The following is a 16,629-nucleotide window of genomic DNA, read 5'->3' on the forward strand; positions in this document are numbered from 1 at the left end:
AAATACAAACGTGATGGAAATCATGTTGTGATCAGAAGGCAAGTATTAACGTCTTTTTTTTATGGGTCACCTTTTAATAAACCTATCCTTCAAAATCTTATCCATCGCCTCGGTATGAAAACCGGCGCTCATGGTAATTTTGGCATCGCCGAGGTATAGCATATGCCCCTCGATGGACTTGATCTTATCAGCATTCACGATCACACTTTTGTGAACCTGTATAAAACGCTGTTGGGGTAGTTTTTCAAGGATGCCTTTGATAGTCAGATATACCACCAGCTTTCCCGAAAGAGTATACAACGTAATGTAATTCGCCATTGCTTCAATGTAAAGCAATTCATCATAAACTATACGTTCAATCTTATTATTGCTTTTTACATAGAAGTAATCCGATTCGGGTTTATCCGGTATGCTTTTTTTTGAACGAAGCACTTTCAGCTCCAATGCTTTTTGACAAGCTTTAATAAAGCGTTCTAATGAAAAGGGCTTTACCAGGTAATCCACCACCGCCATTTCATAGCCTTCCAAAGCATACTGGCCATAAGCCGTTGTCATGATGATCATCGGTAAATTGGTAGATGATTTCAGAAATTCCATGCCGCTCATTTTGGGCATATTCACATCGAGGAATACCAGGTCGATATCATTAGTCTTCAACAACGGAATTGCCTTCAGCGGATTTTCAGCAATACCCACCAGCGTCAAGAAATCAGTTTCCTCGATATACTCCTGCAATAGCTTGCGGGCCATTGGCTCATCATCAACAACTATGCAATTCAAGTTCATAGATCGTTCAAAGTTAAGCAAACGGTATAGGTATTTTCCTGGTCGTCGATGGTTAAACTGTGCCTGTCGGGATAAAGCAGTTCCAGCCTCCGCTTTGCATTGGCAATGCCCAACCCCGATGCTCCGAGTGCATGATCGATAAAGGAATCTTTGGTGTTGAACACCGAAAACTCCAGTACATTATCATAATGCTTAAGATGAATCTCTATTTTATTCTCACGCGACTCATTAAAGCCGACATATTTAAAGGCATTTTCAATAAAAGTAATCAGGATAAGCGGCGGCACCAGCAGACTGCCATTTGCTTCAGCAACGCAGAATGATACTTGTATACGCTCGTCGATCCTGCTTTTTTGCAGCGCGATGTAGTTGCGGATATAGTTTATCTCGCGTTCCAACCCTATCTGCTCAACATTACATTCGTACAATTGGTAACGCAGCATTTCCGAAAAAACAAGCAACATCTCTCGTGCCTCTTTATTGGTTTTATCTATATGGGCATAGATAGAATTGATAGAGTTGAACAAAAAATGTGGGTTGAACTGGGCCCTCAGAAAGTTCAGTTCATTATCGGACCTCTCTTTTTCTATCTGCTCGATGTACCGTTGCGATTTTATTTTCTCGATGATCAGTTTGGCAGCCAGTATCAATACTACCCAGAACAAGATGTTGACGAAGGAATCAAAAAAGACCTTCAGTGTGTTAAAATGACTGGTGTCAGCCTTAAAAAGATAAGTGTTAACTAAATAAGAAACCGGTACTCGCAGAATAGCACCTACTATAACACCGGAGAGGAAACAAAACCCGAAAGCCAGGTATTTCCTATTGTTCAATAGACGGGGTACCGTATACACCCAGTTGAAATAGTAGTTGCCGGCGATAAATACGAGGTAACAAAACTGGATGGTAATGGCGTGGGTAAACACCAGCGTACCATTCCGGAAAATAAATATCCAGAACAAATAGGCAAACAGCCAGAACAGCAGGTGGTATGCTAGTTTGTTGACCTTCAAAGACGTTTCGTAATCTTTATCGAAAATATACATTAAATAGCTTTTTATCCATTTATTTCAACGCAGTGTCTCCGTCAGGGAATGCTTCACCTTTATGACATGTAGTGCAGGTAACTGTTAACGCATTGCTGCCGATGTTGGGATGCTTTACCTGAAAGTACTTTTTATTAATACCCAGCGTCATGCGCATCATAGCGCGGGCAATTTCTTTTTCCGGTTTTTCATCACTGGCAAAATCCAACCCGTGTCCATCTTTTGCATTGGCGTGGCAAAATCCGCAGGTTACTCCCAACCCGTCCTCAAAATCATCAGCCATGATATCCTGCAGGTCTTTTGAGCTGATATCTTTCGGCAGCACCTTCAGGTTAGTATATTTTACTTTTTCCTTAGTAGAAGTAGCCGCAGCCACGCTGCTAATCACCACATAGGCCAGTAACCCCGGTATAATAACCATTTTACGCAGTTTCATATAGCGGTCTGTTTTTTTGCCAGCACATTCAATGATACCTGCAGCTCGTTCGAGATCGTACTTGTACCACCGACGCCAAAGTCTCTGCGATTTATTTTGAATGTTCCTTTAAACAGGTACTCGTCCGTTCCCTGGATTGCGGTAAATGGTATGCTGATGTCTTTGCTTCTACCTTTGATAGTAAGCTTCCCGTAAGCGACAAAGGAATTCCCGGATGAGGTTATTTTAGATGATATGTAATGTATTGCCGGGTAATTCTTTACATCGAAATAGGATGCGTCTCTCAAATGTTCATCCCGTAGGCTGTTATCTGTATTCACGGTCGACGCGTCAATAGTTACATCGAAGCTGCTTGCGGTAACATTTTTAGGGTCAAAGTAGATCAAACCTTTAAACCCGGTAAAAGAGCCGTTCACATCAAATCCAAAGTTCCCAATCTTGAAAGATAATGTTGATTCCTTATCAACGGGTATGTATTGAGCCTTTGCAATACTTGCTGTAAAAAGAGGTACAAGTAATAATAAAATGGTTTTGTTCATGATAGTACATTCTAAGTAAAAGAGTAAAAAGGAGCCGCCACGCCAGGCGACTCCGGCCATCAATCCTAACCGCCAAGCTGGTTAAGTTTTTTAATTATCTGGTTTTATAAGTGGTGTGTCTGTAATTGCAAGTGTGTGGTCGTGTTCCTGATAATTAACGCTGGTCAGCCCAAGTAATCCGCGCAGTCTTTCAGCCGGGACTTTCATTGGTCCGGGTGATGGTGCTGCCCCTGGAGCAGGTTGAGGGAAAGCCGTAGAGTTAGCCGTATGGAAGGTGATATTTCCTTCCACCTTTTGAATGGTTTGATGGATGTGCCCGTTCAATACTGATACCGATCCGAAGCGACGTAGCAATGCCAAAGCCTGCTCGCTGTCCTGTGTTCCCCAGCCCCATTGCGGGTAAATGGCCCAAAGTGGAATATGTGCAAAAACCACAATAGGAGTACTATTAGAGTAGGCCTTCAGATCATCGGCCAGCCATTTGAGCTGATCTGGCCCCAAATAACCCAACCCGCCATCCACGTGATTAGTCACATTTACCAGGCCAACAAAATGCACACCATTCGTGTCGAAGCTATACCAGCCATCACCTTTGGTGCCCTTGCCATAACGCTCAAGATACAATTTGCCGTTGTCAGTTACGTCATGCTCGCCGGGGACATAAAATATCTTATCGGTTTTAACACTTTTTAGCGATTGCTCTAAGGTATCAAATTCATCGGCCTGCGCGAGATGTGACAGATCGCCGGTATGCAATACAAACGATGGTGCCGTTGGCATGGCGTTGATCTTATCGATTGCAGCTTGCAACGTACCTACAACATCCGGATTGGCAGCTTTAGTAAAACCGATATGGCTGTCGCTGATCTGCACAAAGCTGAAATCTGATTTCGGTATCACCAGTCCGCGTTTGAAGTCGCCCGTTGTACGGTCTATCATCTGGCTCATGCCGTATGATTTTAATACGCCGCCGGTCATCATCCACAATACACCTGTGCCGGCCCAGGCCATGCATTCAAGAAAACCCCTGCGGTCGATGCCATCGCCGTTCAGATCATGAGTATCGGCATCATCCTGATGAAAGTGATTGTTCATATGTTTCGATTTAATTGATTAATGAATTACACTACGAAGTAACCGTATCACTGAAAGCCAGTATAAAAAATTACATCAATCGAGACAAATTCTTGATAAAGCAGGGATTTTAGGGTTTTTTAATAGATCAAAAGTTAAAAACCGGGTGGCTTCAGGCATCTGATTAACATTTTTATACCTAAAATGAACTTTTTGTATGACAACGGTACATAAATAATCCGGTAGTTTTGGATCAAACCAATTGCAGAAGGCAAAGACATATGTGCCCTTTCTGCTAATAAACAATTCGTTTTAAATAACTAAAGTAAAAATCCTTAATACCAGGATCGAAAAATGAGATTGAAAACTACTGCCCTGAATTTTTTAAGACTATTTTCCTTATTGGCCGCTTTTATGTGCTTCAATGCAATTAATTCGTTTGCAGCCATTAAATCGTACGAGATTAAATCAAACGAAGTCATCTTCAAGCTCGATAAGGGTCTGATGAAGATTGTAATATGCAAGGACGATGTGATCGAAGTGAAATACACCATTTTTGATGAGTTTCCGAAAATCAACTCACTTATTATCGATCACCAATGGCAGCCAACGGCTTTTAAATTCGATCAGGATAAAACAGATTATACCATCATTACCCAACGCCTGAAAATCGTTGTTAATAAATCCACCAATGCGATCACCTATAAAAATCTTAAAGGCGAAACGGTCACTTCGGAAGGTGCTGAAAATAAAACAATGAAGGCTGCTACCGTTGCAGGTATCAATACTTATAATGTAAACACGGAGTTCAACTCGCCATCAAATGAAGCACTTTATGGTCTAGGGTGCCATCCTGAGGATAGTTTATCTATCAATTATAAAGGCCGGGACCAGGATTTGGCCATACGTTATATGACCGGTGCTATTCCGGTGCTTTTGTCTACAAACGGGTATGGTTTGATGTGGGACAATTATTCGGCTTCTAACTTTTACGGTACAGTTGATAATAATACCAAATACAAATACGTATCGGAAAGCGGTAAGCAGGTAGATTATTACTTCTTCTATGGTCCTGATTTCGATCAGATCATCAACCTGTATCGTACCGCAACCGGAAAAGCGCCGATGTATGCCAAATGGGCATTTGGATTGTTCCAATCGCAGGATAAGTATGTGAGTCAGAAGGAGATTCTTTCTGTCAAGGATAGATACCGCGATAACCATATCCCGGTGGATGTAATTGTGCAGGATTGGTATTATTGGGATCCGCTGCCCATCGGTTCGCACGTAATGAAACCCGAGCGTTATACTGATCCAAAAGAGATGTTGGATGAGTTACACAAGTCACATATTCATGGGATGATCTCCATCTGGCCGGTATTCGGAAAAGGAACCAAAGATTACGATGCGCTTGAAAAAATGGGCGGACTCACCAGCATTACCTGGGACAACATTGTTACCCATACATTTGATACTTATTATGATGCGCATAACCCTAAAGCACGCGACCTTTACTGGGAGCAAGCCCGGGACAGTCTGGTAAAACGCTTTGGCTGGGATGCCTGGTGGATAGACCAATGTGAGCCAGACAACGGAGCTCTGCTGGATGCCCGTCGCCAGGCCACATTTTATACCGGCAAGGGGATAGATTATTTTAACACTTACTCACTGGAGCATACAAAGGGGATTTACCAGGGCTGGCGCAAGGATATTCCGGGTAAGCGGGCGTACTTCCTGGCGCGGCAATCATTTGCAGGCGTTCAGCGGAATGCGTCAACTTTATGGTCGTCGGATATTTTCTGTTCATTCACGGCTTTTAAGGAACAGGTGCCTCAGGGCATAAATGCCTGCGCGTCGGGTATACCGTACTGGACATCTGATATCGGAGGTTATCAATACCATTGGAAGGCTCCCGATTGGTCGAAACCTGAGTTTAGAGAACTGTTTACACGTTGGTTCCAGTTTGGTGCATTCTGCCCTATATTCCGAATTCATGGCAAAGGGGAACGTGCTTTATTTTCCGATAACTGGGATGCAGATACCAAAGCCATACTGCTGAAATATGATAATCTGCGCTACAGACTGTTACCTTATATCTATTCTCTGGCGGGTCGTGTGACTACCGATAATTACACTATCATGCGCTCGCTGTCTTTTGATTTCAGGAAGGACGCTCATACTTACAATATTCCTGATCAATATATGTTCGGTCCGGCATTCATGGTGAACCCAGTAACTGATCAAGGTGAGAAGGAAAGAAAAGTTTATTTGCCTGATACTAAATGGTACGACTTCTGGACAGGCGAAATTCTTAATGGCGGAAGGATAATTGATGCCTCCGCTCCAATTGATGTTTTACCACTTTACATCAAAGCAGGTTCTGTAGTACCAATGGGCCCGGAAATGGAATATGCTACCCAAAAACCTGGCGATAAGATCGAACTACGTATTTACCCGGGTGCTGATGGTTCGTTTAAAATGTACGAGGACGAGAACGATAATTACAATTACGAAAAAGGAGCCTTCGCTACTTTCACCATCGCCTGGAAGGATAAGGCCCATCAGTTGACAATATCTGATACTAAAGGAAATTTCCCTGGTATGTTAAAACATCATACATTTAACGTTGTGTTGGTTGGAAAGGACAAAGGTACAGGTCTCACCGTCGCTCAAAAATTTGATAAGGTGGTACAGTATTCAGGCAAAGCCACAGTGGTGAAATTATAGGTATCGGTTAATTAAAAATCTTTATAAGTCATGAATAAAATGACAAAAGCTATATTTTTTTGCCTAGCATTAGCGTTTTCATTCGGAAATGTCTTCGGGCAAACGGCAATACCTAAAATTATAGAAAAGGATGGCCATCATGCGTTATTGGTAGATGGCAAGCCCTTCCTGATGCTCGGCGGGCAGGCTCACAATTCAAGCGCCTGGCCCGGAATGATGCCAAAAGTGTGGCAGGCTGTTAAACTAATGCATGCTAATACACTGGAAGTCCCGATTTACTGGGAACAGATTGAAGGGCAACGCGGCAAGTTTGATTTTTCTATCGTCGATACGTTGCTTACACAGGCTCGTCAGCATAAAGTACGTTTGGTACTGCTTTGGTTTGCCACCTGGAAAAACGGTAGCAATCATTACATGCCAGAATGGATGAAATTGGAAGCGGCCAAATATCCAAACATTACCGGGAAAAATGCTCAGCCCATCGATTCACCGTCGCCACATATCAAAGCAACGCTGGATGCTGATATTAATGCTTTTTCAGCAGTGATGCGATACCTGAAAAAAGCCGACTCGCAGCATACCGTGATCATGATGCAGGTTGAAAACGAGGCAGGCTCATGGGGAAGCGTGCGTGATTATTCTGCGATGGCTCAAAAATTATTTGAAGAGCCAGTCCCTGCTGAATTATTAAGGCCCGATGTGTTGAAAGCATTAAATGTAACTGCAGGTGTTGAAGGTACATGGGCAAAAGTATTTGGCGACAGGGCTGACGAATATTTTCAGGCATGGTCAATCGGGCGTTTTGTCGGACAAGTGGCGGCAGCAGGTAAGAAAGAATATCCACTGCCAATGTATGTGAACGTTGCTTTGCGCGATCCGTTGACTAATCCGTCGGCAAACCATTACGAAAGCGGTGGTCCAACGGACAACGTGATCCCTATATGGAAAGCCGCTGCACCGGCAATCGACCTGTTAGCTCCTGATATCTATCTTTCAGGCAGCGAACGGATATTAAAAGTGATCGAACTTTATGATCGAGCTGATAATGCGCTCTTTGTCCCTGAGGCAGCTTTAAGTCCTGATAAGGCAAGGTACCTCTATGATGTTATCGCACATGGTGGCATAGGTTTTTCACCATTCGGTATAGATGATAACGGAAGCGGAGCTACAGAAACCGAACTTAAAGAAGAACTTGCACCTTTCGCTCAAGACTATGAAGTATTATTACCTATGATGCCCGAAATGGCAAAATGGGCGTTTGAAGGAAAAGTAAAGGCCGCTGTGGAGCGCGAAGATCATGCCGACCAGACAATTGACCTGGGTGCATGGCAAGCTGTAGTGTCATTCGGTACACGCAAAGGAGGAGACAACTTTCAAAACAATGCGCCAACCGGCAAAATGATGATCGTCCAGTTGGGCGAAAATCAATTTATTTTGATTGGGTCACTTTGTCATATCACTTTTCACCCCTTGGGTAAAAATGCCGGAAAGGCCTGGCAATTTCTCAAAGCAGACGAAGGAAGCTATCATAACGGAACATTCAAACCACTACGCATTCTGAATGGCGATGAAACCGATTGGGGAGGTCCCGCTTTTGGCAAAAAAACCACTATAGTAAAAGTTTCATTAACCTCACGATAAGGCTAGACTAAAGTTAGCGCACAGGAAGCAGAATTTTTCCGCTAATTAGTGTTTAATGTACATTTATTGATATATTAGTGGATTAGTATCTGCTCCAAAGATGCTGCCGGACCAATTATTGAGTATGCGTTTCAGGGTTATTATAACTATTCTATTCTTTTTTGCAATACATTCTTATTTGTATGCGCAGAAAAACATTTACCAGTTTTCACATCTTGATATTTCTAACGGCCTGTCTAATAACCGCGTAAGCTGCATTTTTAAAGATGCCAATGGTTTTATGTGGTTTGGGACTACATCAGGGCTCAATAGGTACGACGGTTATAAGTTCAAAGTGTTTAAGCATGGGCCCGGCGCCCCGAATTCTTTGATCGATAACAATATTTTTCGAATTGAGGAAGGCCCGGATAGGAGCATGTGGTTATATACCCATAGTGGTATAAGTGTGTATAATCCCAATACTGAATCGTTTGCCAACGACCTGTTGCGCGAGCTATCCCGATATAAGGTTCCTACCGACCAACTGACTTCAATTAGAAAGGATAAAGGTGGCAACTTTTGGTTCCTGACTAACAACAACGGCGTATACCTTTACAATCCTCAAACTAAAACAACGCGTTCCTACAATACTCCGGCAAATTTTTCTACAATATTACACTCTAATAATGTGACGGACATTGTTGACGGGAGAAATGATAAATTGTGGTTTATATATAGCGATGGCGTGATCGATCAGCTGGATAGCCGCATGAATCGTGTTTTGTCAAGAGATTTCAGTTTAAATAAAATGTCCAATAATAAGTCTGAAATTTATTCAGCGATATTGGGTAATGATGGTAACCTGTGGATATATGCAGCCGCCACATTTGAAGGGGTTTATTGTTATAATACGGAAACCAAAGCCATAGCACATTATGGTAAGGATAGCCCGCTGATTAGTCTCAATACGAACGTCGTAAATAGCATAGTACAGGGCAACGATAATAATATTTGGATCGGAACGGACCACGGCGGCATCAACCTGGTTGATGTGCGAACCCATAAGGTAACCTATTTACTTAATAAGGAGGATGACGGGAAATCACTGAGCGGCGATTGCGTTGAACTATACAAGGATAATACTGGCATAATTTGGGCTGGAACTTACAAACAGGGTGTAAGCTATTTTCACAAAGGAATTATCCAGTTTCCGCTGGTTAAACATTACCTTTCAAACAACGCAAGCCTGCCCTATGAAGACGTTGATTGCTTTGTAGAAGATGCGAATGGAAACTTATGGATAGGTACAAATGGCGGCGGACTTATTTTCTATGATAAAGCGTCAAAAAAATATACTCGCTTTAAGCATGATCCGACGAATTCCAAAAGTTTATCAAATGATGTTATTGTCAGCCTGCGTATCGATCATGAAAACAGGTTATGGATAGGCACCTATTTCGGTGGCTTGGAGCGCCTGAATGGTAATACTTTTATTCATTACAGGCATAACGATCAAATCCCGGGAAGCATTTCGGATGATCGTGTTTACAGCATTTTTGAAGATTCATCGCAAAAATTATGGGTGGGCACTTTTGCAGGCGCCATGAATATTTACGATCCTCAAACAGACAGTTTTATTCATCCGCATTATGCGATGACATCTGAGTACACATCGGTAATTTATGAGGACCGGCAAAAAAATATCTGGATAGGCAGGGATAAAGGGATTGATATCATTGAAAAAAAATCAGCTGCTGTAAAGCATTATTACAACAACCCCAGAAATATAAATAGCCTGATCGATAACGATGTGAATAATATTGTGCAGGACAGCAGGGGCTTTTTCTGGATAGGGACCAAAGGCGGTTTAAGTATCCTGAACACGGCAACTAACATCTTTACAAATGTTGATGAAGGAAAAGGGCTTCCAACCAATAATGTGCTGAATATACTGGAAGATAGAAGCGGAATCATGTGGATCAGTACGGCTAATGGATTGGTTAGCATTAAATTGAGTAGCCCAAATGATCCTAACAGCTACCAGATCCATAAATATGATGAGTTTGACGGCTTGCAGGGCAAAGAGTATAATGCCAATGCTGCCTATAAAACCAGGAACGGCGAAATGATATTTGGAGGCGCCCACGGCTTCAACTGGTTTAACCCGGAAAATATACATGCATTTTCATTAAAGCCGAAGTTGATATTTACGGACTTTCAACTGTTCAACAGGAGCGCCAAAGTGGGTGATACCATTGAAGGGCGGGTAATTTTAACAAAATCAATTACTGAAACACAATCGTTGGAACTCAAACACAATGAAAATGTGTTTAGCGTGGAGTTTGCTGCCTGCGATTATTTTAACCCCGCTAAAATCATTTATCAATACAAACTGGACGGTTTCGATAAGCAATGGCTGGTTGCTCCCAAAGGCTCACGCAAGGCAACTTATACGAATATGGATGCTGGCGACTATGTGCTAAGAGTAAAAGCGGGCAACCCCAACGATCCCGGTCACGAAAGTTATGCTACGCTGAATATTAAGATATTACCCCCTTTCTGGAAGACCACCTGGGCTTATGTATTATATGCGCTGGCATTTACCGGCCTTTTGCTGTATGTCCGCCATAGGGGTATCCTAAATATCCGCAGGGAGTTTGAAAAAAGGCAACATGAACTGGAAGCCGAAAGGAAACTGGCTAAGGAGCGTGAAGAGGCCCGTCGTATGCATGAGCTGGACCTGATGAAAATCAAGTTCTTTACCAATGTCAGCCACGAGTTCAGAACACCTTTATCATTGATCATATCACCAATTGATACGCTGATTAAAGGCAACGATAAACCCGAACATCAGCAACAGCTTTTAATGATCAAACGAAACGGCAGGCGCTTATTGAATCTGGTAAATCAGCTGCTCGATTTCAGAAAAATGGAGTTTAAAGAACTGAAACTAAATTTGCAGAAAGGGGATATCGTTCACTTTATTAAAGAGGTGTGCTTCTCGTTTACCGATATGGCCGATCAAAACAATATTGGTTACATAGTTGACAGTGAGATTGATTCGTTGACTACCAGCTTTGATAGAGATAAGATTGAACGAGTGTTATTTAATCTTTTATCGAATGCATTCAAATTCACTTCGACGGGCGGACATATCAGTGTATTCCTGAGTTTATCTACCAGTGGAAGTGCCGGTACAGAGCAATTACTCGAAATAAAAGTGATGGACACGGGAATCGGTATACCTAAAGAAAAACAGGAAAAGATATTCGAACGCTTTTTCCAGGACAATTTACCGCAAAGCCTGCTGAACCAGGGAAGTGGTATTGGCTTATCCATCAGCCGCGAATTTGTAAGAATGCACAACGGTGAAATTTATGTAGAAAGCGAACCCGGCGATGGTAGCTGCTTTACTATACGTATCCCTGTGTGTGCTGATTTTGAAAAGGTAAGTGCTGCACCAATAATTAAGTTTTCAGGCAATGGGTCAAAGTCAAATGAACACATTCTGGATTCCGGGAAAAAACCTGTTATCCTCCTGATCGAAGATAATGATGACCTGAGGTTCTACCTGAAGGACAACCTGAAACAAAACTTTCACATCATTGAAGCCATCAATGGTAAGGATGGCTGGCAAAAAACGCTCGCTATGCACCCCGATTTGGTAGTGAGTGATATAGCGATGCCCGAAATGAATGGACTGGATTTGTGCAGCAAAATACGACACGACGAACGTACTGCCCACACTCCCATAATATTGCTGACCGCATTAAGTGAAGAAGCGGATCTTCTGGCCGGTACCGAATGTGGGGCTAATGATTATATCACAAAACCATTCAATTTCGAGATATTGTTGTCGAAAATAAATGGCCTGCTGCAGATGCAACAAACCCTGAAAAAAACCTATCAGAAGCAGGTAGAAATTCAAGTACAGGAAATGGACATTGTATCAGAAGATCAAAAGTTCCTGAAGAATACCCTCAACTGCATCGAGAAGAATATCACCAATCCAAATTTCTCGGTTGAGGAACTCAGTCGCCAGATGTCGCTTAGCCGTGTATCACTTTATAAACGGTTATTAACTCTCACCGGTAAAACCCCGGTTGAATGTATCCGTACCATACGTCTAAAACGAGCGGTGCAACTGTTGGAGAAAAGCAAGCTCAGCATTGCCAGCATTGCCTATGAAGTAGGTTTTAATAATCCGACCTATTTCTCAAAAGTTTTTAAAGAACAGTACGGTACCCTACCCTCTGAGTACCTGAATGAAATCCGAAGAAGAGAGCCTGTTCACGTAATTAACGAGTTTTAATAAGTTTAAAATTTGTCTTCAAATATTTGATAACTTTTTAAAAGTTGTCGGATCTGACGCCGCCATTTCCCTTTTCTACAATTTAAAAATTTTGCACTCCCAGGTGTAAAGGGCTAATAACAGGCTTTTGTTGGGCTATTGTGTCCCCATTACTATACAATTCTTGCATTTTTTGGATTGTTTTTGCGTTATACTACTGATAATCAGAGACTTTATGGTGATTAACATTTGTTGTATAATTGTTAACATTTGTGTTACAACCCGTTTTGATGTGCTCCTAATTTTATTATGATGTGATGTAAATGCTCTTTTCTTTATCGGAGGAGAGGAACCATATCAGTTCAAAACCAATATTAACCTTTTAAGTATTACAACCTATATGATTGGAAAACTACAAATAAAAAATTTTGTGGTTGTGATCGGAGTAAGCTTATCATTCTTGTTGTTAAGTCTTTCCGGTTATGCGCAAAACGGCACGGTAACCAATACTGCTACAAATGGTGGAAGCGGATTACTGATGCCGGGCGTAGCTGTCAAAATAACGAATAACAGCGAGGCGACTGCGAATGCAAGCGGAGATTATTCTATTAAAGCTGGTTCAGCCAGTAAACTGGTCTCACGGCTGTGGGCTATACCAATTCGGAACTGCGCTGGGAAAATCGTGCCGGGTTAATATAAACCTACTGAAGAGAAAATTCACTGACAGACTGTGAGGCCTCTTTCGATATCGAACGTGGTAATCTATTGTAAATACAAATTGTTAAACAACTTCTTTATCGTAAACGATTGCGTTTAATGTCCCGGTAAGATGGGAGGAGCATCAGGCATGAACTCCATCCTATAAACATAATTATGTTCGGACCCGGGGCTCTTACAGCGAGCTATTGTTACCCTTAATATCCTTCAACCAATTAATTCATTAAATTTTTAGATTCATGAAAAGAAAACTACTAACAAAATTCCTGATTTTTATCGGGATGACCTTATCAATTATAATGATAAGTCAACAGGGCTTTTCCCAAACGGGGAAAATCTCCGGCAAAGTGTCAGGCAAAGACGATGGACTCCCCATACCTGGCGTAACTGTTAAAGTAAAAGGCACGACTCAGATCACGAGCACGAATTCGGACGGATCATACTCCATAAATGCTGCTCCGGGAAATACATTGATTTTCAATTTTGTTGGGTACGATCAAAAAGAGATTATCGTTACGGCATCAGGTACACTTGATGTCGCTCTGTCAAAAAGTATGAACAACCTTAACGAGGTTGTCGTAATTGGATATGGTACCGCCCGCAGAAAAGACCTGGTAAGCTCTGTTGACGTCGTAGCCGCAAAAGATGCAGGCGCTAATACATCAACAAGTCCGGCACAACTATTAATAGGCAAAGCACCTGGTGTCCAGGTAGTGCAGGCAAACGGTGTACCGGGTTCCGGAGCGCAAATTATAGTACGTGGTACCGGTTCATTTACAAATATTAGCCCGCTTTACGTAGTTGACGGTATACAAGGAGACGCTAATCTTTTTAATATGATTAGCCCGCAGGATATTGAAAATATCACCATATTAAAAGATGCTGCTTCTACCGCAATATACGGTGTCGCCGCTGCTAACGGGGTTGTGATAATCACCACAAAAAAAGGCAAAACGGGCACCACGCAAGTATCATTTACGTCGCAGGCAGGTTTATCAACAGTACCTAAAAAGCTCGACCTGCTAAACGCTGCTGATTATGTACAACTCCTTAAAGATATTGATGCGACGAACAATCAACCGGTACCGGCAAAACTGAACACCCCATATGTTTTGGTTGACAGAACCAACTGGCAAAACGAAATTTTTAAAACTGCTTTTTCAACGCAAAATGAGGTAAATGTAAGCGGTGGAAGTGACAAGGTTACCTATAATATGTCGGCTGGATATGTAACGCAGCAAGCCATGGTTAAGGACTATAATTTTAAGAGGTTTAATAACCGGTTTGTATTAGATGAAAAATTAGGCCGTTTCCATTTTGGGCAAACCTTAAATTTGAGGTATACTAAAACTGAGGGCTTTGTAACAAGTATAGGTAACGCGCTTCAATACGCGCCTTATCAGCCCATTTATGATTCTTCAATTCCGGGCGGCTACTCCATCCTTACCAATGTCGATGATAATAGTAATGCCATCAATCCTTTACAGTCGTTAGGTGTACAAACACAAAGCAGCCATGATATGGTATTATATCCACAAGTATTTGGCGAACTAAGAATTATTGATGGCTTGACTTTTCGTTCTCAGGCGTCAGGGGTGTATGGCAGCACCGTAAGTGATTCTTACCAGATACCTTATGTAACCTCCAATAAATTGGGTTTCAGCAGGCAGGCTGGCCGTACGTATAATGACTACTCCAATTACACGATTGAGAACTATTTATCCTATAATCATAGCTTCGGGAAGCACAGTATTTCTTTAACAGCAGGTACAAGTTACATTGATCCGGGCAGCACTAAAAGTCTTAGTATATCGGGTACCGGTATGCTGACCGATGCCGTAAAAGACATAGGTGTAGCCCCGACAATTACCAGCACCGGCAATTCGTCAGGTTATTACAATCTTGCCGGCAGAGTAGTTTCTTATTACGGTCGTTTGATTTACTCTTATGACGATAAGTATATCTTTTCGGCCAGTATGAGGCGTGATGGATCTTCTAACTTTGGCCCATTAAGCCGTTACGGAAATTTTCCAGGCGTTGGTTTTGCATGGCGCTTTAGTCAGGAAGATTTTATAAAAACGGCGTTCCCATTTGTTAGCGATGGTAAACTGCGCGTCGGATGGGGCCGCACTGGCAACAACAATTTCGGTATTGATAAGACCAATGTATTTACCTTTGCCGGATCGCCTGTCGGAAACCTGGTGTATTCTTTAGGTCAGAACGAACAATTTGTTAACGGTACAACAGCTACTGCTATCGGGAATCCTTTCTTACATTGGGAAACAACCGATCAAACCGATGCCGGGATTGATTTGGGATTTCTCAACAACAGGGTAACTTTTACCGCCGACTATTATAACCGGAAAAGTAGTGGTTTATTAGTGTTTATACCTTTACCGCCAAGTTTAGGTATAGGGATCAATACGTCCAACATTAATGAGACTGTTAACGCGGCTAATGCACAAAACAAAGGTTTTGAATTCCAGTTAGGTTATCATTCTACAGTTAAAAATGGTTTTAGCTATAACATAAATATTAATGGTGCTTATAACGTTAATAAAACAATAGCGTTAGGTACCCAGTCGCCAACCCCAATAGTTGGTGGGACTAGTGCGGTAGAAACATTGACCCAGCCGGGTAGCCCTATCGGGGCTTTTTATGGTTACAAGGTTGATCATGTAGCCAGAGATCAGGCTGAAATTGATGCGTTAAATGCAATGGCACGGCAAAAAACCGGCAACGCGACAGCGGTTTACCAGACCGGATTACTCCCCGGCGACTTTATATTTAAGGATTTAAACGGTGATGGGACCGTTGACTCGAAAGACCAACAGGTGTTAGGGAGTTCTATTCCAAAGTTTATGTACGGGATTAACCTGGGCGCCAATTACCATAATTTCGACCTTAATGTCGTATTATCTGGTGTGCAGGGCGTGCAAATTGGAAATGATCTGAGGGCCTCCACTTTGGATTTCGCTGGGACAGGGCATAATGCCTCAACCGACATATTAAACAGGTGGGAAAAACCGGGTGACAATGCCAAGCTGCCAAGGGCAGGGCAGAATGACAGCGGATCGGGGAATTTAAGGCCGTCAGATTTCTTTATAGACAACGGGGCCTATTTACGTGCCCGTAACATTACCTTAGGTTATACCTTTAGTAAAGCCACTTTGCAATCGTTTTCAGGTAGTGTTTTAAGCAAACTGCGTCTATATATTGCCGCGGAAAATTTATTTACCATAACCGGTTATAAAGGGTATGATCCTGAAGTGAGCACGAATGGGGGCGATTATATTTTTAACCGTGGTATTGACAATGCCCAGGTTCCGCAGCCGCGCACATTTTTATTCGGGATACAAGCAGGATTTTAAGTAACATTTTAAAGATATAATT

At 42.2% G+C, this 16,629-nt stretch carries 10 protein-coding genes; 5 read left to right on the forward strand and 5 right to left on the reverse strand.

The window, feature by feature from the left end; translation table 11 throughout:
- Positions 1–66 precede the first annotated feature (66 nt).
- The 5 genes from Q3A68_RS18355 to Q3A68_RS18375 all read right to left on the reverse strand — a co-directional run bounded on the left by Q3A68_RS18355 (position 67) and on the right by Q3A68_RS18375 (position 3,902).
- Positions 67–786 carry a LytR/AlgR family response regulator transcription factor gene (locus Q3A68_RS18355; protein ID WP_302902580.1) on the reverse strand — a complete coding sequence of 240 codons (720 nt, stop codon included), beginning with the start codon at positions 784–786 and terminating at the stop codon, positions 67–69.
- Positions 783–1,832, reverse strand: coding sequence for a sensor histidine kinase (locus Q3A68_RS18360; protein WP_302902581.1), 1,050 nt, complete (start codon positions 1,830–1,832; stop codon positions 783–785). Before Q3A68_RS18360 ends, Q3A68_RS18355 begins: the two co-directional genes overlap by 4 nt.
- Before the next feature lie 19 nt (positions 1,833–1,851).
- Positions 1,852–2,268 (reverse strand): c-type cytochrome, encoded by a 417-nt coding sequence (locus Q3A68_RS18365; protein WP_302902582.1) that lies wholly within the window; start codon positions 2,266–2,268, stop codon positions 1,852–1,854.
- Positions 2,265–2,807 carry a YceI family protein gene (locus Q3A68_RS18370; RefSeq protein ID WP_302902583.1) on the reverse strand — a complete coding sequence of 181 codons (543 nt, stop codon included), beginning with the start codon at positions 2,805–2,807 and terminating at the stop codon, positions 2,265–2,267. Before Q3A68_RS18370 ends, Q3A68_RS18365 begins: the two co-directional genes overlap by 4 nt.
- Before the next feature lie 90 nt (positions 2,808–2,897).
- On the reverse strand, positions 2,898–3,902 hold the full coding sequence (locus Q3A68_RS18375) for a metallophosphoesterase family protein (RefSeq protein WP_302902584.1): 1,005 nt from the start codon (positions 3,900–3,902) through the stop codon (positions 2,898–2,900).
- Positions 3,903–4,235: 333 nt separating this feature from the next.
- On the opposite strand from Q3A68_RS18375, the gene Q3A68_RS18380 reads away from it, so the two are divergent.
- The 5 genes from Q3A68_RS18380 to Q3A68_RS18400 all read left to right on the forward strand — a co-directional run bounded on the left by Q3A68_RS18380 (position 4,236) and on the right by Q3A68_RS18400 (position 16,607).
- Positions 4,236–6,608, forward strand: a complete 2,373-nt coding sequence (locus Q3A68_RS18380; RefSeq protein WP_302902585.1) for a glycoside hydrolase family 31 protein — start codon at positions 4,236–4,238, stop codon at positions 6,606–6,608.
- Between the two features lie 30 nt (positions 6,609–6,638).
- Positions 6,639–8,249 carry a GH35 family beta-galactosidase gene (locus Q3A68_RS18385; protein WP_302902586.1) on the forward strand — a complete coding sequence of 537 codons (1,611 nt, stop codon included), beginning with the start codon at positions 6,639–6,641 and terminating at the stop codon, positions 8,247–8,249.
- A 124-nt stretch (positions 8,250–8,373) separates the two neighbouring features.
- A complete protein-coding gene (locus Q3A68_RS18390) occupies positions 8,374–12,540 on the forward strand; it encodes a hybrid sensor histidine kinase/response regulator transcription factor (RefSeq protein WP_302902587.1) in 4,167 nt (1,388 codons plus the stop codon).
- A 379-nt stretch (positions 12,541–12,919) separates the two neighbouring features.
- On the forward strand, positions 12,920–13,213 hold the full coding sequence (locus tag Q3A68_RS18395) for a hypothetical protein (protein WP_302902588.1): 294 nt from the start codon (positions 12,920–12,922) through the stop codon (positions 13,211–13,213).
- Between the two features lie 262 nt (positions 13,214–13,475).
- Complete coding sequence (locus tag Q3A68_RS18400; protein ID WP_302902589.1) at positions 13,476–16,607, forward strand: SusC/RagA family TonB-linked outer membrane protein; 3,132 nt, start codon at positions 13,476–13,478, stop codon at positions 16,605–16,607.
- The last annotated feature ends 22 nt before the right edge of the window (positions 16,608–16,629 follow it).

It is taken from the genome of Mucilaginibacter tolerans (genome assembly GCF_030519375.1).
Lineage (GTDB): Bacteria > Bacteroidota > Bacteroidia > Sphingobacteriales > Sphingobacteriaceae > Mucilaginibacter.

Excerpts from the sequence above, each read along its gene's own strand:
- Q3A68_RS18395 (WP_302902588.1), top strand. The coding sequence starts at position 12,920 with ATGATTGGAAAACTACAAATAAAAAATTTTGTGGTTGTGATCGGAGTA.
- Q3A68_RS18375 (WP_302902584.1), bottom strand. The coding sequence starts at position 3,902 with ATGAACAATCACTTTCATCAGGATGATGCCGATACTCATGATCTGAAC.
- Q3A68_RS18355 (WP_302902580.1), bottom strand. The coding sequence starts at position 786 with ATGAACTTGAATTGCATAGTTGTTGATGATGAGCCAATGGCCCGCAAG.
- Q3A68_RS18385 (WP_302902586.1), top strand. The coding sequence starts at position 6,639 with ATGAATAAAATGACAAAAGCTATATTTTTTTGCCTAGCATTAGCGTTT.
- Q3A68_RS18390 (WP_302902587.1), top strand. The coding sequence starts at position 8,374 with ATGCGTTTCAGGGTTATTATAACTATTCTATTCTTTTTTGCAATACAT.
- Q3A68_RS18400 (WP_302902589.1), top strand. The coding sequence starts at position 13,476 with ATGAAAAGAAAACTACTAACAAAATTCCTGATTTTTATCGGGATGACC.
- Q3A68_RS18365 (WP_302902582.1), bottom strand. The coding sequence starts at position 2,268 with ATGAAACTGCGTAAAATGGTTATTATACCGGGGTTACTGGCCTATGTG.
- Q3A68_RS18380 (WP_302902585.1), top strand. The coding sequence starts at position 4,236 with ATGAGATTGAAAACTACTGCCCTGAATTTTTTAAGACTATTTTCCTTA.
- Q3A68_RS18360 (WP_302902581.1), bottom strand. The coding sequence starts at position 1,832 with ATGTATATTTTCGATAAAGATTACGAAACGTCTTTGAAGGTCAACAAA.
- Q3A68_RS18370 (WP_302902583.1), bottom strand. The coding sequence starts at position 2,807 with ATGAACAAAACCATTTTATTATTACTTGTACCTCTTTTTACAGCAAGT.